Source organism: Ruegeria sp. CDSC045 (assembly GCF_059610725.1).
Genome location: NZ_JBXWOE010000011.1, coordinates 19444 through 38016 on the forward strand (window position 1 = coordinate 19444; position 18573 = coordinate 38016).

Genomic DNA, 18573 nt, shown 5'->3' on the forward strand with positions numbered 1-18573 from the left:
TATGAGCCGCTCAGTTACACCCCGTCGCAAGTCGCTTAACACCGCCCTGGCATGGGCCGTTGGGCTGCTGATCTTTTTCCCGATCCTCTGGACCATCCTGACCAGCTTCAAAACCGAAGCACAGGCCATCGCCAGCCCGCCGCTGTTTCTGAACTTTGACTGGACGCTGGAAAACTATGCCATCGTTCAGGAACGCTCGGACTATATGCGGTTCCTGTGGAATTCGGTCATCATCGCGGGTGGTTCGACCATATTGGGCGTGATCATCGCGGTGCCCGCCGCCTGGGCGATGGCCTTTGTGCCATCAAAACGCACCAAGGACATCCTGCTGTGGATGCTGTCCACCAAGATGCTGCCTGCGGTCGGTGTTCTATACCCGATCTACCTGCTGTTCATCCGGCTTGGGCTTTTGGACAGTCGCGCAGGTCTGGTTGTGGTTCTGATGCTGATCAACCTGCCGATCATTGTCTGGATGCTGTACACCTATTTCCGCGAAATCCCCGGCGAGATCCTGGAAGCCGCCCGCATGGACGGGGCAACGCTGAAAGAGGAAATCCTCTATGTGCTGACGCCCATGGCGGTGCCCGGTATCGCCTCGACCATCCTGTTGAACTTTATCCTCGCCTGGAACGAGGCGTTCTGGACCCTCAACCTGACCGCGGTTGACGCGGCACCGCTGACGGCCTTCATCGCCAGCTATTCAAGCCCCGAGGGCCTGTTCTTTGCCAAGCTCAGCGCTGCATCGACCATGGCAATCGCACCAATCCTGATCCTTGGCTGGTTCAGCCAGAAACAACTTGTCCGCGGCCTGACCTTCGGCGCCGTGAAATAAGGAAAACTCCGCATGGGACGCATTCAACTCAAATCCGTGACCAAGAAATTTGGCGACGTTGAAGTCATTCCGCCGCTGGACCTGACCATTCAAGATGGCGAGTTCACTGTCTTCGTCGGCCCCTCGGGCTGTGGTAAATCCACCTTGTTGCGGCTGATTGCCGGGCTGGAGGATATCACCTCGGGCAATATCGACATTGACGGGGCGGATGCCACCGATGTGCCGCCCGCAAAGCGCGGTCTGGCAATGGTGTTCCAATCCTACGCGCTGTACCCGCATATGACGGTGCGCAAGAACATCGCATTCCCGCTACGCATGGCCAAGCTGGATCAGGCCGAGATTGACCGCCGCGTAGAAGGCGCTGCTGATGTCCTGAACCTGACCGATTACCTGGATCGCCGACCGGGCCAACTGTCCGGGGGTCAACGCCAGCGCGTTGCCATTGGCCGCGCCATCGTACGTGAGCCTGCGGCGTTTCTGTTTGACGAGCCACTCTCGAACCTCGACGCCGCCTTGCGCGTTGGAATGCGGCTTGAAATCAGCGAGCTGCACAAGCGCCTTGCAACCACGATGATCTATGTGACCCACGACCAGGTCGAGGCGATGACGATGGCCGACAAGATCGTCGTGCTGCAGGCCGGTGTGATTGAACAGGTCGGCAGCCCGCTCGAGCTGTATAAAACTCCCCGAAACCTATTCGTCGCGGGCTTTATCGGATCACCCAAAATGAACTTCATTGCGGGCGAAGAGGCCGCGAAACATGACGCCCACACGATCGGGGTCCGCCCCGAGCATCTGGAGGTATCCGACAGTTCCGGCACCTGGTCCGGGGTGGTTGGGGTTTCCGAACATCTGGGCTCGGACACGTTCTTCCACATTCACGAAACCGGCCTTGCGGACACGATCACCGTACGAGCGGGGGGTGAAGTTGGCTTCAACCACGGCGACCGCATCTATCTGACGCCACGCGCGGATGTGATCCATCGGTTTGACGCAAAGGGCCTGCGGATCGAATGACACGTCTGGTCGGTAAAACCGCCCTGATTACCGGGGCCGCGCGTGGCATCGGACTGGCCTTTGCCAAAGCCTATGTTGCCGAAGGGGCCCGTGTCGCGCTGGCCGACATTGACGGCGCGCGCGTGCAAGCCGCGGCCGCCGAAATCGGTGAGGCCGCTTTGGCTATCGAGACGGATGTGACCAACCAGCAGAGCATCGATGCCGCGGTGGCAAAGACGGCTTCACATTTCGGTCCCATCGACATTCTGATCAATAACGCTGCCATCTTTACCGCAGCACCCATCATCGAAATCGAGCGTGCCGACTACAACCGCGTCTTTGACATCAATGTCTCGGGCGCCTTGTTCACGATGCAGGCCGTCGCGCGCCACATGATCGAACACGGGACCAAAGGCCGGATCATCAACATGGCATCGCAAGCCGGACGACGGGGCGAGCCTCTGGTCGCCGTCTATTGCGCAAGCAAAGCCGCTATCATTTCGCTTACCCAATCTGCAGGGCTGAACCTGATCCAACACGGCATCAACGTAAATGCCATTGCTCCGGGGGTTGTCGATGGCGAACACTGGGATGGTGTGGACGCCTTTTTTGCAAAGCATGAGGGCAAAGAGCCCGGGCAGAAGAAACGCGAAGTAGCCGCAGCGGTGCCGCACGGACGGATGGGCCGTGCCGAAGACCTGACCGGAATGGCCGTGTTTCTGGCCTCGGACGAGGCGCAGTATATCGTCGCGCAAACCTACAATGTCGACGGCGGGAACTGGATGAGCTGATGAACCCTCTGGCAAACGCAAATCCCCCGGTGCGGCTGCGGCGCGACAGCTTTGCAGATATGCCTGCGACTGTCAGGACACCGAATTACCTGCCCACAGACCTGAAACCCGGCATCGTCCATATCGGGCTGGGCAATTTTCACCGCGCGCATCAGGCCTGGTATATCCACCAGTTGATGCAACAGGGCCAAGCACTGGACTGGGCGATCATCGGGGCCGGTGTCCGCAGCTATGATGCCGAAATGCGAGAGAGGTTGCTGGCGCAGGACTTTCTGACAACACTGATCGAGCTGGACCCAAAGGGAATATCCGCCGAAATTGTCGGAGCCATGATCGACTACCTGCCAATCGAAGAGGGCAATGCGACGCTGATCCGGCAGATGGCCGATCCGTCCATCCGGATTGTGTCGCTTACAGTGACCGAGGGCGGCTATTTTCTGGACGCCAATACCGGCGCGTTCAACGCCGATCACGAAGACATTCGATACGATGCCGCCCATCCAGACCAGCCGCGAACCGCGTTTGGCGCCATTGTTGCAGCTCTTCGACAGCGCAAGAAGGAGGGTTTGAAACCCTTTACCACACTCAGCTGCGACAACCTTCAGGGCAACGGGGTGATCCTGCGAAACTGCATTGTTGGTTTGGCGCGTATGTCTGACCCGAATCTAGCCACATGGATCGACCAATATGGCGCATTTCCCAATTCGATGGTGGATTGCATTGTACCCGCTACGACAGAGCAGGTTGTTTCGCAATGCCACGGACTTGGAATCGATGACCGCGTCCCTGTCTCACATGAAAACTTTCGCCAATGGGTGATCGAGGACAATTTTTGCGCAGGGCGTCCGCCGCTCGAACAAGTCGGTGTCACACTGACCCACGATGTTCATAGCTATGAGACGATGAAACTGCGTATTTTGAACGGCGGTCATCAGCTGCTTGCGAATGTCGGAGAAATCCTGAACGTCCCGACGATTTCACGATGCATGCAGGACTCTGATATCCTGGCGTTTTTCGCTAAAGTTCAGGCAGAAGAAATCCTCCCGCATGTCGCTGCTGTCCCCGGCGCTAAACCAAGTGAATATCTTGATCTGGTCGAAAAGCGATTTGCAAACACCGCCATCCATGACACCACGCGCCGCGTCGCGTTTGACGGATCCTCACGGCATCCCGGTTTCTTGCTGCCTTCGCTGCGTGACGCGGTTGCCTCGGACCCTGCCCCCAGCGGGCTGGCCCTGGCCGAGGCATTCTGGTGCCGGATGTGTGCAGGCAGGCGCGAGGATGGGTCTGAAATTGCGCCAAACGACCCCCATTGGGACGCTCTTCAGCACATCGCGCTGGCGTCCAGAGATGACCCGAAACTGTGGATCGAGCAGGATCAGTATTACGGCGAGATTGGCCGAGATACCCGCTTTGGTCAGGCCTTTTCTTTTTGGCTGACCAAGATCTGGAGACATGGCAGCCGCGCTGCGATAGCAGACTACGTCGCGCAGACCTCCGCGTCAGAGTAACCGGTCAACACACATGGAGATCAGTCGCGGGCCAAAACCGCGCAGTTCCGTGACGTATCACGTGCAAACGCGGCGCAGGGGTTCTGACACTGCAAATTGGCGCGCACCCATAAAAATTGTAGGTGTTCTCATAACGCTGCATCGGCGCCATTGATTTTACTCACGAAAATTGAAGACTTTTGCGCATAAATTTGCGCGATTTGCCCATAACATTGCGCGGTTCGAGAAACGCGCTCAATTGATGGTAGTCACCAAACATCTTCTTCAACTAAAGCCGGGCGTTTCTCAATCAAGAGTAAATTCTTATTGGAAATATTCGGCCCGGATCATAGGGAAGCAGTTCTTTCGAGGGCTTGTGATAGATCCTCGCTTCGAGAATGGATATTCCCGTAATTGCCAAGTGAGCGCGTCCAAACCGACGCGCTCACTTTGCTTGGTATTGCTTGTCACTACGGAGTTAAGAGCGATGTATCACTCTGCGGCAACAGCTTTCTCTTCCAGTACCGGGTAGTCGGTGTACCCTTTTTCATTGCCGCCGTAGAGCGTGGTTGGATCGAGCTCATTCAGAGCGGCGCCTTTCTCCAACCGGTTGACAAGATCAGGATTGGAAATAAACGGCCGGCCAAAGGCCACCAGATCGACGACTCCGGTTTCAACCGCTTCAATCGCCATGTCTCGGTCATAAGCGTTGTTGCCCATTTTCGCACCGTCAAACAGATCATAGAGCATCTTCAGATCGCCACCTTCCGGAATATCGCGGGGGCCGCCGGTCTGTCCCTCCACAAGATGGAGATAGGCCAGCCCATAGCCATTCAGTAATTTGACCGCATGAGTGAATGTCGCCTGCGGGTCGCTGTCGGAGATGTTGTTGGCGTCCGAGAACGGGCTTAGGCGGACACCAACACGGTCGGCGCCCCACACGTCAACAACTGCGTCCATGACCTCTTTCAGAAACCGTGCTCTGTTCTCGACAGGACCGCCGTATTCGTCTTCACGCTTGTTGGACTCGTCCCTCAGGAACTGATCGATAAGGTATCCGTTGGCTGCATGGACCTCGACACCGTCGAAACCGGCCTCCTTGGCGTTTTCTGCGGCCCTCCGGTAGTCGGCAACGATGCCAGCAATTTCTTCGACAGCCAGAGCCCGCGGCTCAGATGTTTCGACGAACTGCTCACCATCAAAGGTCTTGGCCTTGGCGCCGATCGCAGATGGCGCAACAGGGGCACCACCATCCGGCTGTAAGCTGGTATGCGAAATCCGGCCCACATGCCAAAGCTGGATCACGATCTTGCCGCCCTCAGCATGGACGGCCTCAGTCACTTTTCTCCAGCCGTCGATCTGTGCTTCGGAATAAATGCCAGGTGTCCAGGCATAGCCTTTGCCTTGGGGCGAGATTTGCGAAGCTTCCGTGATGATCAATCCAGCACCCGCCCGTTGCACGTAGTACTTGGTCTGCAATTCATGGACGCTGTCATCTTCGGCTCTTGCCCGGTTGCGGGTCAGTGGTGCCATGACAACGCGGTTTTTCAGCTCGATTGCACCAGCTTTGATGCCGGAGAACAGTTTTTTATCAGCCATTGCTGCTTCCTTCTTTGGTAAACTTCGTTCAGATATTATTGAACCAATTAGTCCAATATTAGGGTCACTGTCTCTTGTTTGAGTTTGTGTTAGGTTTCATTTCCTTTTGGTGGCGGGAGGCCTTATGGCGAAATCACCAACCGGGCTTGTTTCAGGGTTTGTGATATCTGATCCGCGGGAACACCCGCCTTGCGCAAAGCTAGTGTGCCGATTGCAAGGGAGGCAAAAGCACGCGCCTTGTCGAGTGCCCGTCCCGGGTCCGAAGGCTCAAGCGCTCTCGCAATAATCTCGTCAATACTCTCCAAATGGTGCCGTCCGAGAGCCGCCACTTCATCATCCTGCGGAGCAAGTTCCGTCAGGCAGTTGATAAGCATGCAGCCGTCACGACCTCCTTGCGGGTTCGCCAAAGCTTCCATTATCGCACCAACGGGATCATCCCCGCCCGCATCTGCAACGTCACGCAGATTTTTCAAACCACGCCTTGAATAGTGCCTGAGGGCTTTGTGAAACAAAGTCTGTTTGTTGACGAACGTTCCATAGAAGCTGGACCGGCTCAAACCCATGGCCTTGGTCAGATCATCCACAGATGCGGTCTCGTAGCCCTTGTGCCAAAAAACGCACAAGGCTTTTTCCAAAGCCTCAGCTTCGTCAAAGGCGCGAGGCCTACCCGGGCCTGCGGGTGATTTGATGTCGCCAACTGCGAGAGTTTCTTTGCTCATGAGCAAGATGTGGAATGGTCGGCCCAGAAATTCAAGGTGGCGGTAGGGAATTTTTGGAATGGTCAGTCCGTATTGTGACCAGAGAAAGGAATTTAGGTCCGTGGAAATGCAAAACCTCCCCGGCGCGTTTGGTGTCACGCTAATCTTAGGATCAGGACTGTTAGTCTTCTTGCGGGAGTGTCAGACGAAGAGGATCGTGTTCCTAGAAAAGAGAGGCCACGCTCGGTACTCGTTTCCAACACTGGACAGAGTGACTGGCGGATTTGTCTAATACGTAGATGTTGATCACTCACAAACCAGAGATTGGTTCGGTAGATCCATGGCCAATGCCCTCAGCTTGTGAGGATTACCACCCCAATGAGTAACAAAGCCTCGAATTCAGAACTGGTTTTATTAGCATCAGTACGGCGGGCCGTTGTAAGCAAACCAACAGTAATTTCAGCGCGCTAGGTTAAAAAAAACGAGGTTAGCTGAAGTTTAATTCGCCCAATGTGAACTTCTTAACTTTGGCTAGAACGATTTCTTGTCAGTATCGTTTCATGAGTTGTTAGTGAGTTCGGTGAGTAAGTAGATGTATTTGCATAGTTTCGAGGGACATTGTAGCGCAGTCAATGACATCCGGATGGATGATTTTGCGCTTGAGTATCCGTTGTTGGACGATGCCGGCGTGCACGCACAATGGCAAAATGGCTCCTGGCAGATCACGCGGATAGCCGATATCTGGACAAGAACCGGGAAGGTACTTTCTTTGCCTTACAAAGGGGCCAACGCCTATCCATCTTTCCAGTTTGCTGAGGATGGAACCCCGCTTCCTTTGATGGAAAAAGTGTTGAAAGCCCTGCCACGTGAAATGACGCCGTGGCAATGCGCATTCTGGTTAACCTCACCCAATTCAGAACTCCGAGGGGAAAGTCCGGCAAATCGCATTCAGACCGGCGATGACTGCATAGTCGATATCGCAGGCGAAGCTGGTGGTCTGATGGCAGCTTAGTGTTAGCTTCTGGTCACTCATACGTCGTACAGCATCTGGCAAATTCGTGTCTCCCTTGCTGTTTCCGCCTCCGGCAAGAATAGCGAGATCAGGGAACTCAACGCAGCACTCTTTAGCGTACTTAGCTGTGGAGCAGAACTTCACGGAACATACCGTTCCGGCTTCGGAGACTGAATACTCTCCAAATACTCAGCAATTTCGATAAGTCTGGAAGGAATACGCGCAACCAAACCGTTGCCCGTATCGAATTCGACAGCAGGGCCGTCATTCAATTCGGTGATTATCGGCATGTCATCGCGTGGTTCTTGTAATTTCAAATAACCGTCCAAGATCGACATGACCTCCAACATGGGCCACACGCCCCCCCGGCGTTCGGAAATCTTTGTTAAATCAGCAGGCTGTGTTTTCAAATCAGTGGCGTCAGGCCCATCTCCTGTCGCATCGACTCCGTGACACCTGGCGCAATGCTCGACAAAAAGGTCTTTCCCAAGGTCCGAAAACTCGTCGGCCGCAGATATCGTTGCAACCGAAGAAATGCCCATGCTTGCAGCGATCATAAAGTACCTCATAAGCTGGAGGTCCTTTGCTAAACGAGAGTTTCTACAACAAAAATGAACCGACATCTTCCTCCGGTCAACGTCGGTCCTTTACCATATAACGTTCGCTATCCTGTGGCCCAAAACCGATTGATGGGGACAGGCAGCAGCGAGCTCAGAACAGCTTCACCATTTAACATTCGGTATTTAGCATGTGACGGTGCTCGGCTCTTTGACATAAATCATATGTCAACTCGCAGTTTGCCAGAATTGGGCTCGGCACGCCAATTCGGCCAGATTATTTTGAGTGACTGCTTACGCATAGCAGACCACGGCGCTTCACAATGCTGGGTCTGCAATAGTCACCTGGTCAAAAAAGGTGCAAATCCAGAACACCGACAAACTGTCAATTTCTGATCTAACGCCAAGATCACTAATCTACTGTTGGATACTTTCTAAGAAGAACAATAAACCCGCTAATTCCCGTGGAGTGGGCGTCAAGACACCCTCGATTTCAACCGGAACTAGGTCTTCCACCATTTCCCCGCCAAACTCCGGCATAACCCGAGCAAGATGGCTGTTTTCCGGGTCGCCGTAGATGTAGCTAAGTGCGCGTGCTTGAGGGAAAATGCCTCCGTTCTTCGCGCTCAATGTTGTCAAATCTGTTGGCGCAACAGAAAGACCGCTGCTTGCCGGGCCACCGCCTCTACCATCCACACCATGACAAGAAGTACAGTTTTCTGAGAAAAAGGCCGCTCCATCAGCGCGAGTGGGCATGACATCGGCGTCAGGATACAGGTCTGAACACGACGCCGTGGCCAGAGCAATAAATCCAGCCGATAATATAACCCACCTTTTAGCGTGCATGCTCTACCCCGGTTTTTAATCAAGCCTACGGTCTATTGTAGCGCATGGCAATGACCGCAACTGCGGTTTGAAAATCGATGAGGGTCAACTTTAAGAAACTCTTACAAGGACTTGGGCATTGCCGCTCACCATGGGCGGTGAAAGCTATTTGTAGACCTTCTATGTCCTGTGGGCATTTCACTTTTGAGAATCTAAGCAAAGTATACGACAATCTGGATTGGGGGATCCAAACATGCTGGAACCCTCTTCCCGAATAGTTTGGCTCGAAGCGATTGGGGCGATCCTGATGATCCTACTCAGATCCGGGCTGTACTTTGCATATGTTTTGCTGGGAAGTTGGGCACCAGTGGCGCTTGTGGCAGCTGTCAACGAGTCAATTTGGGAACACTTAAAGCTGACTTTTAGGCCAGGATTTTTTTGGTCCTGCCTAATGCCGCTTCCACCCCAACTTACAAGAAGGGACGTATTTAGTGCTAAGGGATTTAGCCTCGCAATTACTGCTATTTCGATTGTGACAGTATTCACGGCATACACAGTGATACTTGAGCGCAACTTTTTGGTTTTTGATATTGGACTATTTGTTGCAGCAATTTGCATCGGCCAGATCGTGTCAATTCTGATGCTTGATTATGAAGGTCGAATTCGTGAACTCATCCATGTATTCGGCCTGGTTCTCTTTGGGGTTCAAGTCGTCGCCTATAGTACCTTAGGTCGTGTTGATGAAAGGGATTCACAGCGACCTCTGATCGTTATTCAAGCCGGTATCTGCGATGGAGGCCAGCTTGGCACGAAGTCTAATGCCGGACGAGGAGTGGGCGTTCTTTGAACGGTTCATCCTTTCGGTCCGTGCCCCGAACGGGCGCAAACCTACCAACCATCGCCTTTTTCTTGATGGCGTTTTCTGGATTGCACGTACAGGTGCCCCATGGCGAGACCTGCCTGAGGAGTTTGGGAAGTGGTCGAGTTTCTACCGACAGTTCCGCCGATGGACTCTCGCGGGGCTCTGGGAACAGATCCTGGAAGCCTTGACCGGGAGCAGGATCGTTCCTGACGCTCTTCAGATGGTCGACAGTGCAGTGGTTCGTGCCCATCATCCATTGCCCGGCAGGGCATTGCGCCAGCAATGTCCCGAGAGGGAGGCAGCGGGCGCAAAAGGGGGACTCCGCAACAGGGTTTGGCCGCTCAAAAGGCGGCTTCACGACCAAGATCCACCTCCGGGTAAATGCCGCTGGGCTGCCGATGAGAACTGACATCACAACCCGGCCAGACATCGGACTATCTTGGTTTGATCGGGTTATGGACGACAACCTGCCGGAGCCAGTCGAGCTCCTGGCCGACAAATAGTACGATGCCGACCGTATTCGCACCGAACTGCACAGCCGAAGCATTCGACCGGTGATCCCAATGCGAAAGTCCCGAAAGAGGCGCATTGGGTTGGATTGGCCCCTCTACCGGCTGAGAAACCTGGTCGAGAGATGTTTCAACAAACTGAAGAATGCTCGGCGGGTGGCTACCCGCTATGATAAGACAGCCGAAAGCTTCCTCGGCTTCGTGGATATCACTTCAATCCGCCTCTAGATCCGCCATTTGTCAACATGACCTAGAGCCTCACACATTAAGCCGTGGAAAGACTGCGAAACTGATGCTGAGCGGTTGGACGTCCACAACGGAATTTTGCTGTCAGCATTATGGGACGCAGCATTCGACAAGGGTCTGGTGACTTTCAAGGACGATGGGACGCCTAGGTTTTCGAGTAAACTGTCCGCGCCGGCATTGAGCTCTTTGTCCGGACATTCCAAGCGGATCTCTAGTCTAACTGCTGGGCACAAGGAGAACCTGATCTAGCATCGCGAACAGGTGTTCAATCCTGGAGAAGCTGAAATCTATCATTCGGCACCCGCGTAAGGCGATTTACTCACTTTTCTCTGCACCATTATCGCGAAACATTGCAGGCTTATGAGCAAATCGTGCAAACTTATGGGGTGCGTGAAGGTTTGTGCGCGCCCCTACAAAAATTCAGAAGTCCAGATTTTCGACGCTCAGAGCATTTTTCTGTATGAATTCACGGCGCGGTTCCACGACATCACCCATCAATTTAGTAAACAGGTCATCAGCTTCGAGCATATCATTCACCCGTACCTGCAACAGCGTTCGTGCATCCGGGTCCAACGTGGTTTCCCACAGCTGATCTGGGTTCATCTCGCCCAGTCCCTTATAGCGCTGCAGGGACAGGCCCTTTTCACCCTCTTCCAGAATGGCACGCAACAGGTCCAGCGGACCGTGGATGGCCTGCGACCGGTCGCGGCGGATCAGGGTTGCGGATGTGTTATAGATCTCCTGCAGGCTTTGGGTAAAACTGCCGGTCTTGCGCGCTTCGCCCGAGCGCAGCATCGGGCCATCCAGCGTACGCACCTCTTCAACGCCGCGCAGGATACGAGCCAGGCGGATGCCGTGATCCTGCGTGATCCGACCCTGCCAGCCACGTTCGTATTCCAATGCGATCAGGTCAAGACGGGCTGCGACCTTGTCGGCCACGCCTTGCAGATCGGCATCAACCGCACCGGGGACAAAGGCACCGGCCACGGCGGCCTGTTCCAGAATGTGGCGCGGATAGTGTGTCGGGAATGCATCCAGAACGCGTTTCAGCTGGCGCGCTTCGTCAACCACGCGCGCCAAGTCCTGGCCGGTCAATTCCTCGCCCGAACCCAGTTTCAGCACCGCACCCTCGACGCCCTGATTGATCAGGTAGTCATCCAGTGCCGCCTGATCTTTCAGATACACCTCGGACTTACCGCGCGCGACCTTATAAAGCGGCGGCTGCGCGATATACAGGTATCCGCCTTCGATCAGCTCTGGCATCTGCCGGAAGAAGAAGGTCAACAACAGCGTCCGGATATGTGCGCCATCCACATCCGCATCCGTCATGATAACGATCTTGTGGTAGCGCAGCTTTTCGATATTGAACTCATCGCGGCCAATGCCCGTGCCCAACGCCATTACCAGATTGCCGATTTCCTGGCTCGACAGCATCCGGTCGAACCGTGCACGCTCCACGTTCAGGATTTTCCCACGCAGCGGCAACACGGCCTGTGTCAAACGATCCCGACCTGTCTGAGCCGAGCCGCCAGCCGAGTCCCCCTCGACCAGGAAAACTTCGGTCTTTGACGGGTCCTTCTCGGAACAATCCTTCAGCTTGCCGGCCAGATAGTTCACATCCATCGCCGTTTTGCGGCGGGTCAGTTCACGGGCTTTTCGTGCGGCTTCACGGGCCAGAGCAGCCTCGATGATTTTGCCCACGATGATTTTGGCTTCATTTGGGTTTTCCTCAAACCATTCAGCCAGCTTCTCGTTCACCATCCCTTCGACCGCAGGGCGGACCTCGGAACTGACCAGCTTGTCTTTGGTCTGTGAGGAAAACTTTGGATCCGGTACTTTGACCGACAACACGCAGGTCAGGCCCTCGCGCGCGTCATCGCCGGTAAAGCTGACCTTTTCCCTTTTCGCAATGCCGCTAGATTGGGCATAGTTGTTGATCGTGCGGGTCAGCGCACCCCGGAAACCCGCAATATGAGTACCGCCATCGCGCTGAGGTATGTTGTTGGTAAAGGGAAGAACCGACTCGTGATAGCTGTCATTCCACCACATCGCGATTTCGACACCGATATCGTCCCGCTCACCCTTGATATAGATCGGCTCGGGCATGGCAGACGACTTTGACCGGTCGAGGTATTTGACGAATTCCTTCACGCCGCCCTCATAAAACAGCTCAGTTTCCAGCCGTTCTGCGGGGCGTTCGTCGACCAGGATGATCCGCACACCCGAATTCAGGAAGGCAAGCTCGCGCAGGCGCTTTTCCAGCGTCTCGAACGAGTATTCGAGGTTCGAGAACGTATCAGTCGAGGCCAGAAAGCGCACCTCGGTCCCCGTACGGTCACCACATTCGCCGACCACTTTCAGATGTTCGACGGTTTCGCCCCCTTCGAACCGGGCGACATGTTCTTTGCCCTTGCGCCAGACGCGCAGTTCCAACCAGTTGGACAGCGCATTCACAACCGAAACGCCCACGCCGTGCAGACCACCAGACACCTTGTACGAGTTGCTGTCGAACTTACCGCCCGCATGCAGCTGGGTCATGATGACCTCGGCGGCGGACACGCCTTCTTCGGGATGGATATCCACCGGAATCCCGCGACCGTTGTCGCTGACTGAAACGCTGGAATCGGCGTGAATTTTCACTGTCACATGGTCGGCATGACCGGCCAGAGCTTCGTCAATTCCGTTGTCGACAACCTCATACACCATATGGTGCAGACCCGAGCCGTCATCGGTGTCACCGATATACATGCCGGGGCGCTTTCGAACTGCCTCTAAGCCTTTGAGAACCTTGATTGAATCCGCGCCGTATTCCTGCGGTGCCTGTGCGTCTTCGGACATGCCGTTGGTACCTATATTATTTTGGTAACTTATACGTTCTCTGGTGGGGAATGTCACGCGATCCCCCAATATTTTGTGCCAGAGTTTGGATTTTCAGCCGATCAAAGCTGATCGAGGTCTGCGGCGATATCTGCGGCGATTTCCTTGGCGTTGACGTCGCTGCGTTCAGCGGACAATCGCAGGCCCAACAGGTCGGATTGATAGCGCGCCGCAAGCCGCTCTGGATCGTGGTCAGGACCGATCTCTCGGGCCTGTTGCGCCTGCCTAAACAGCGTTGCAAAACATTGCTTCATCTCAGCCATATGCCGGCTGGCTTTCTGCGCTAGCTGGTGATCCCTGGCCTGCAATTCGGCAAAGGTCTTGGCGAGCATACAGGCCTGCACCGGCGTTTGGCTGGAATCGATCACAATCTGCGGCTGCGTCTTTAACGCGGCCAGCGGCCCGATGTCTTCTGCCAGCGCTGTCAGCCGCGCTACACCGTCCTGCGTGTAACGTTCCAGCGCCAGCGCATAAAGCGCGTCTTTTGATCCGAAGGCCGCATAGAAACTGCCCGGTTTCAACTTCAGCTCGCGCTCCAGATCCTTCAACGACGTCCCGGCCCAGCCATGGCGCCAGAATATGTCGCGGGCCTGCGCGATCAGCGCGTCTCGGTCATAGGTAGGTTTGCGGGGCATCGACATCACCAATTCTTGAACGGTCACTCAAATATATACTTGAGTGATCACTCAAGAAAGACTATTTCCAACTCAGACATCAAAAAATGGAGCATCCACATGGCCGATTTCCCATCCCACGACCTGACCACCGCGCCCGAAGCATCCAAACCTTTGCTGGAAAAATCTCAGGCCGCGTTTGGCCGCCTGCCCGGCCTGCATAAGGTGATGGCCGAAAGCCCGCAGCATCTGGAAGGCTATCAGGTTCTGCACGGCCTCTTCATGCAGACCGATTTCGACAATGACGAAAAAACCGTCGTCTGGCAGACCATCAATGTCGAGAACGAGTGCCACTATTGCGTGCCGGCCCATACCGGCATCGCCAAGATGATGAAGGTGTCGGATGACATCACTGATGCCTTGCGCAACGAAACCGCGCTGCCCAATGCCAAGCTCGAGGCTCTGCGGACGTTCACTTTGCAAATGATGCAGTCCCGCGGCAATCCGACCGATGCGCAGCTGCAAGCCTTCTTTGACGCCGGGTATTCGCACCGTGCCGTGTTGGATGTGGTGCTGGGCCTGGCGCAGAAAACCATGTCGAATTACGTCAACCACATGGCACAAACCCCAGTTGACGAAGTAATGCGCGGCTTCTTGTGGGAACGTAAGGTCAGCGAACCGGCCTAATCGACGACCGAGCCCTCATCGCCTTCGGTGACAACCAGGGTCTGGGCCCGGTCCCCTAATTCCGAAAACAGCTCAGGCCCTGTGCCCGTCATCCAGGCCTGAGCGCCCAGCGCGCAAATCTCATCATAGAGCGCGGCGCGGCGCCCGGCATCCAGATGGGCCGCGACCTCATCCAGCAACACAATCGGCGGTGCCCCGATCATCCCGGCCAAAGCGCGCGCGTTGGACAGGATCAGCGAGACCAGCAGCGCCTTTTGCTCACCGGTCGAGCAATCCTTGGCCGGAACGCCCTTGGCGGCAAAGACGCCGTACAGGTCAGACCGGTGTGGCCCGACCAGTGTGCGCCCCGCCGCCAGATCGCGAAAGCGGCTTTCATTCAGCGCCTCACGCAGATCATCCGCCGTTTCCGGCATCGCACCTTCGGTTTGAACCAGCTCAAGATCAGCCGATGGAAAACCCGTTTCGGCCTGATCCTGTGCTGTGCGCAGATGATCCAGAGCGGCCATGCGCGCCACATGGATGCGATGCCCGGTTTCGGCCATCTGCCCCTCGAGCGCGGCGTACCAATGGGCATCGCGCACCTGTTCTTTCAGCAGCCGGTTGCGTTCGCGCATGGATTTTTCATAAATCAGTGAGGCTTCGGCGTGGGCAGGATCAAAGCTGAGCGCGATGCGATCCAGAAACCGCCGCCGCCCCTCGGCGCCTTCAATCCACAGCCGGTCCATCGACGGGATCAGCCAGACGACCCGCGCCAGCTTGCCCAGATCGATCTGACTGGCGGATTTGCCATCTATCCGAACCTGCCGCGCTGCGCCAGCTTCGGACCAAGTCTCGATCTCATAGCTCTGGCCCTGCGCTTGCAGCAGACCGGACAGCTTCCAGCCCAGCGCCTCGGGCCGACGCGTCATCTCGGCTGCACTGGCCCGCCGCATGCCGCGGCCGGGTGAAAACATCGAAACAGCTTCAAGGATATTGGTCTTACCCGCGCCGTTAGGTCCGTGAATGGCAACCGGACGGCCATCCAGCGACAAACGCGCCAGTTTGTGAGAGCGAAAATGCGAGACCGTCAGTTCGGTCAGGGCCAAGGTCATGACCCCTCTCTTTCCTCAGCGATCAGCCCCCAAAGCCGATCAGACACGCATCGGCATGACCACATAGACCGCGCTCAGGTCATTGCCTTCGCGCATCAGGGTCGGATCACCAGCGGAGTTGAACAGGAACACCGCGTTTTCGCGATCTACCTGAGAAGCAATTTCCAGCAGGTATTTTGCGTTGAAACCGATCTCGAGCCGTTCATCTGAATATGCGACGGCCAATTCTTCCTCGGCTGCACCGCTGTCCGGTGCATTGACCGAAAGAACCAACTTATCCGTGTCCAGCTGTAGCTTGACCGCGCGCGAACGTTCCGACGAGACCGTCGCAACCCGGTCGACGGCCTGCGCAAACTCAGCCGCATCCACTTCCAGTTGCCGCGTGTTGCCCTGCGGGATGACCCGTGTGTAGTCGGGGAATGTGCCGTCGATCACCTTCGAGGTCAGCGTGATATCCGGCGTTGCAAAGCGCACCTTGGTTTCGCTGACGGAAACGGCGATATCCATCTCGTCATCGTCCAACAGCTTGCGCAACTCACCCACTGTTTTGCGCGGCACGATCACGCCGGGCATGTCCGCAGCCCCATCCGGAAGGTCTGCGTCAATGCGCGCCAGACGGTGACCATCGGTGGCCACACAGCGCAGCACCTTGCCGCCTTCGGAGCCATCTGAAACATGCATATAGACGCCATTCAGATAGTACCGCGTCTCTTCGGTTGAGATGGCGAATTTCGATTTGTCGAACAAACGGCGCAGCAATGCTGCCGAAGCCGTAAAGTTCGACTGGTATTCCGACGAGGCCATAACTGGGAAATCTTCTTTCGGCAGAGTCGCCAGAGAGAAGTTCGATCGCCCGGCTTCAACCGTCAGACGACCTGCCGCACTGTCGGCGGTCAGGGTGACCAGCGCGCCATCGGGCAGTTTGCGCACAATCTCGTGCAGGGTTGTGGCGGCAACCGTGGTGGCGCCGGCCTTTTCCACCTGCGCAGGGGCCTTGTCGACCACTTCGATATCCAGATCGGTGGCGCGGAACATGGCCTGATCGCCTTCGGCCTCGATCAGAACATTAGCAAGTATAGGGATCGTGTTGCGCCGTTCGACGACGGATTGGGCCTGGGAAACGGCCTTGAGAAGGGTGCCGCGTTCGATGCTGATCTTCATACCCTTAATTCCTCTGACTTGCGTGCCGAAAATGGGCGGGACTGGCACGTTAGCGCCTCCGCCCTGAGGCACAAGGATTTTTTATGGATTTCTGAGTCGGTTTGCCCGCAGGGTCAAGAGGCGCGTGACCCGGCGGTCACAGTTCATAGCCAACCGTGGACTATTGCGCACAAAAAAACGCCCCGGCCATCAGGATCCGGGGCGCCTGTTTAATGCCTAGAAGATACTCAGGCTTCCAGCGCGCGACGCAGCATTTCCACGTCTTCGGCGATTTGGCCATCGGTTGTCTTCAGTTCTTCGATGCGTTTGACGCCATGCATGACCGTGGTGTGATCGCGTCCGCCAAACCGACGGCCAATCTCGGGCAAAGAGCGGCTGGTCAGCTGTTTGCACAGATACATCGCCACCTGACGCGGGCGCGCATAGGAGCGCAAACGCTTGGGGCCTATAATGTCGCTAAGGCGGATATTGTAATATTCTGACACTTTGCGCTGAATCTCTTCGACGGTAATCTTGCGTTCTGACGCGCGCAGCACGTCCGCCAGGCAATCCTGCGTCAGCTCCATGTCGATCTCTCGCCCGACAAGCGAGGCAAAGGCAAATAGCCGGGTCAAGGCCCCTTCCAAAACACGCACATTGGTCGAGATGCGATGGGCCAGGAATTCCAGCACCCCATCTACGATAGTCACGTCAGGATAGGTGCGGCTGTATTGCTGAACCTTGGTTTGCAGGATGCCCAGACGCAGTTCGTAATCAGTGGGATGCAGATCAACGACCAGACCACATTGCAGGCGTGATTTCACACGGTCCTCCAGGTCCTTGATCTCGCCCGGAGCGCGGTCGGCCGAGATGATGATCTGTTTGTTCTGGTCTACCAGCGCGTTGAAGGTGTGAAAGAACTCTTCCTGAGTCGAATCCTTTCCAGCGATAAACTGGACGTCATCAACCATCAGCACATCGACCGAACGGAACAGGTGTTTGAAGTCCATCATCCGGCGTTCCCGCAGCGCCTGCACAAAGCGGTACATGAACTGTTCCGCCGACAGGTACAGAACATTCAATTCGGGATGTTTGGTCTTTAGTTCCCAAGCGATGGCATGCATCAGGTGGGTTTTACCCAGGCCGACACCGCCATACAGAACCAGCGGGTTAAAAGTCACGGGGCCACCTTCGGACACACGACGCGCGGCGGCATGGGCCAGCTCGTTGGGTTTGCCGACCACAAAGCTGTCAAACGTGAAACGAGAATCCAACGGCGCCGCCTGCAGGGATTCCAACGCATCATTCGCGGTCGCGGATAAAGTCTGCGTTTGCGCTTCCTGAACGCGGGCAGGCGCAGTTGCCACGTCGTTCGAAGGACGTACCGGAGAGTTCGCTGCCACTCGGAACGCGAGGCGCTGTACAGATTCTCCGGCGGTGTTCATCTCATACAGTATAAGATCCGCAAAATTCTGGCTCACATAATTGCCCATAAAGTTCGTCGGAACCGAGAACACCGCTACACCGTCCTGCAGCTCTTGGAATTCAAGAGGCTCGATCCAGGTGGTATAGTTGTTCTTTCCGATCGCCTTGAGCAGTTTGTTACGCAGTAGTCCCCATTTCTCTTGTGTCATTAAGCGCCTCACGCATCCCATTCTTTATTGGCCTGTCGGCCTTATTACTAAGCCCCGGTCGCCCGGATCACGATGTCACTCGCAAAAGGATACCCTGCGCCAAACCGCAGAAG

General features: G+C 55.7%; 17 protein-coding genes and 1 pseudogene. 9 read left to right on the plus strand and 9 right to left on the minus strand.

Going from position 1 to position 18573, the window contains the following annotated elements; genetic code table 11:
* The first annotated feature begins 1 nt into the window (after position 1).
* The 4 genes from AC2FH6_RS17165 to AC2FH6_RS17180 are packed head-to-tail and all read left to right on the plus strand — an operon-like array spanning position 2 to position 4130.
* Entirely contained in the window at positions 2-832 is an 831-nt protein-coding gene (locus AC2FH6_RS17165) for a carbohydrate ABC transporter permease (protein ID WP_142639541.1), read from the plus strand.
* A gap of 12 nt (positions 833-844) precedes the next feature.
* On the plus strand, positions 845-1849 hold the full coding sequence (locus AC2FH6_RS17170; RefSeq protein ID WP_142639543.1) for an ABC transporter ATP-binding protein: 1005 nt from the start codon (positions 845-847) through the stop codon (positions 1847-1849).
* Complete coding sequence (locus AC2FH6_RS17175; RefSeq protein ID WP_271951890.1) at positions 1846-2619, plus strand: L-iditol 2-dehydrogenase; 774 nt, start codon at positions 1846-1848, stop codon at positions 2617-2619. The genes AC2FH6_RS17170 and AC2FH6_RS17175 overlap by 4 nt, the downstream gene beginning before the upstream one ends.
* Positions 2619-4130, plus strand: coding sequence for a mannitol dehydrogenase family protein (locus AC2FH6_RS17180; protein WP_496703739.1), 1512 nt, complete (start codon positions 2619-2621; stop codon positions 4128-4130). The genes AC2FH6_RS17175 and AC2FH6_RS17180 overlap by 1 nt, the downstream gene beginning before the upstream one ends.
* Positions 4131-4601: 471 nt before the next feature.
* On the opposite strand, the gene AC2FH6_RS17185 is transcribed toward AC2FH6_RS17180, so the two are convergent.
* Positions 4602-5708 carry an alkene reductase gene (locus AC2FH6_RS17185; protein ID WP_496703740.1) on the minus strand — a complete coding sequence of 369 codons (1107 nt, stop codon included), beginning with the start codon at positions 5706-5708 and terminating at the stop codon, positions 4602-4604.
* Positions 5709-5830: 122 nt separating this feature from the next.
* Positions 5831-6427: a TetR/AcrR family transcriptional regulator gene (locus AC2FH6_RS17190; protein WP_496703741.1), complete on the minus strand. Its 597-nt coding sequence runs from the start codon at positions 6425-6427 to the stop codon at positions 5831-5833.
* A gap of 622 nt (positions 6428-7049) precedes the next feature.
* Here AC2FH6_RS17190 and AC2FH6_RS17195 point away from each other — a divergent pair.
* Positions 7050-7418 carry a hypothetical protein gene (locus AC2FH6_RS17195; RefSeq protein WP_496703742.1) on the plus strand — a complete coding sequence of 123 codons (369 nt, stop codon included), beginning with the start codon at positions 7050-7052 and terminating at the stop codon, positions 7416-7418.
* 140 nt (positions 7419-7558) lie between these two features.
* On the opposite strand, the gene AC2FH6_RS17200 is transcribed toward AC2FH6_RS17195, so the two are convergent.
* Complete coding sequence (locus AC2FH6_RS17200; RefSeq protein ID WP_496703743.1) at positions 7559-8041, minus strand: c-type cytochrome; 483 nt, start codon at positions 8039-8041, stop codon at positions 7559-7561.
* A gap of 351 nt (positions 8042-8392) precedes the next feature.
* Positions 8393-8821, minus strand: a complete 429-nt coding sequence (locus AC2FH6_RS17205; RefSeq protein WP_496703744.1) for a c-type cytochrome — start codon at positions 8819-8821, stop codon at positions 8393-8395.
* 232 nt (positions 8822-9053) lie between these two features.
* On the opposite strand from AC2FH6_RS17205, the gene AC2FH6_RS17210 reads away from it, so the two are divergent.
* The 3 genes and pseudogenes from AC2FH6_RS17210 to AC2FH6_RS17220 all read left to right on the plus strand — a co-directional run bounded on the left by AC2FH6_RS17210 (position 9054) and on the right by AC2FH6_RS17220 (position 10666).
* Positions 9054-9647 (plus strand): DUF6512 family protein, encoded by a 594-nt coding sequence (locus AC2FH6_RS17210; protein WP_496703745.1) that lies wholly within the window; start codon positions 9054-9056, stop codon positions 9645-9647.
* Positions 9592-10399, plus strand: a pseudogene (locus AC2FH6_RS17215) (IS5 family transposase). The gene AC2FH6_RS17210 and the pseudogene AC2FH6_RS17215 overlap by 56 nt, the downstream one beginning before the upstream one ends.
* Before the next feature lie 36 nt (positions 10400-10435).
* Positions 10436-10666: an HNH endonuclease gene (locus AC2FH6_RS17220; RefSeq protein ID WP_496703166.1), complete on the plus strand. Its 231-nt coding sequence runs from the start codon at positions 10436-10438 to the stop codon at positions 10664-10666.
* Positions 10667-10837: 171 nt separating this feature from the next.
* Here the strand turns inward: AC2FH6_RS17220 and gyrB are convergent, their stop codons facing one another.
* Both gyrB and AC2FH6_RS17230 read right to left on the minus strand, forming a co-directional pair.
* Positions 10838-13255: a DNA topoisomerase (ATP-hydrolyzing) subunit B gene (gene gyrB / locus AC2FH6_RS17225; protein ID WP_271950736.1), complete on the minus strand. Its 2418-nt coding sequence runs from the start codon at positions 13253-13255 to the stop codon at positions 10838-10840.
* A 101-nt stretch (positions 13256-13356) separates the two neighbouring features.
* Positions 13357-13929, minus strand: a complete 573-nt coding sequence (locus tag AC2FH6_RS17230) for a TetR/AcrR family transcriptional regulator (RefSeq protein WP_496697438.1) — start codon at positions 13927-13929, stop codon at positions 13357-13359.
* A gap of 99 nt (positions 13930-14028) precedes the next feature.
* Here AC2FH6_RS17230 and AC2FH6_RS17235 point away from each other — a divergent pair, with 99 nt between their 5' ends.
* Positions 14029-14595, plus strand: a complete 567-nt coding sequence (locus AC2FH6_RS17235; RefSeq protein ID WP_271950739.1) for a carboxymuconolactone decarboxylase family protein — start codon at positions 14029-14031, stop codon at positions 14593-14595.
* Here the strand turns inward: AC2FH6_RS17235 and recF are convergent.
* The 3 genes from recF to dnaA all read right to left on the minus strand — a co-directional run bounded on the left by recF (position 14592) and on the right by dnaA (position 18460).
* Positions 14592-15686 carry a DNA replication/repair protein RecF gene (recF, locus tag AC2FH6_RS17240; RefSeq protein WP_142638220.1) on the minus strand — a complete coding sequence of 365 codons (1095 nt, stop codon included), beginning with the start codon at positions 15684-15686 and terminating at the stop codon, positions 14592-14594. The two genes, AC2FH6_RS17235 and recF, sit on opposite strands and share 4 nt — an antisense overlap.
* 39 nt (positions 15687-15725) lie before the next feature.
* Complete coding sequence (dnaN, locus tag AC2FH6_RS17245) at positions 15726-16847, minus strand: DNA polymerase III subunit beta (protein WP_142638222.1); 1122 nt, start codon at positions 16845-16847, stop codon at positions 15726-15728.
* A 227-nt stretch (positions 16848-17074) separates the two neighbouring features.
* The gene (gene dnaA, locus AC2FH6_RS17250; protein ID WP_142638224.1) at positions 17075-18460 is read right to left on the minus strand and encodes a chromosomal replication initiator protein DnaA; all 1386 of its coding nucleotides are present in this window, start codon (positions 18458-18460) and stop codon (positions 17075-17077) included.
* Between the last annotated feature and the right edge of the window lie 113 nt (positions 18461-18573).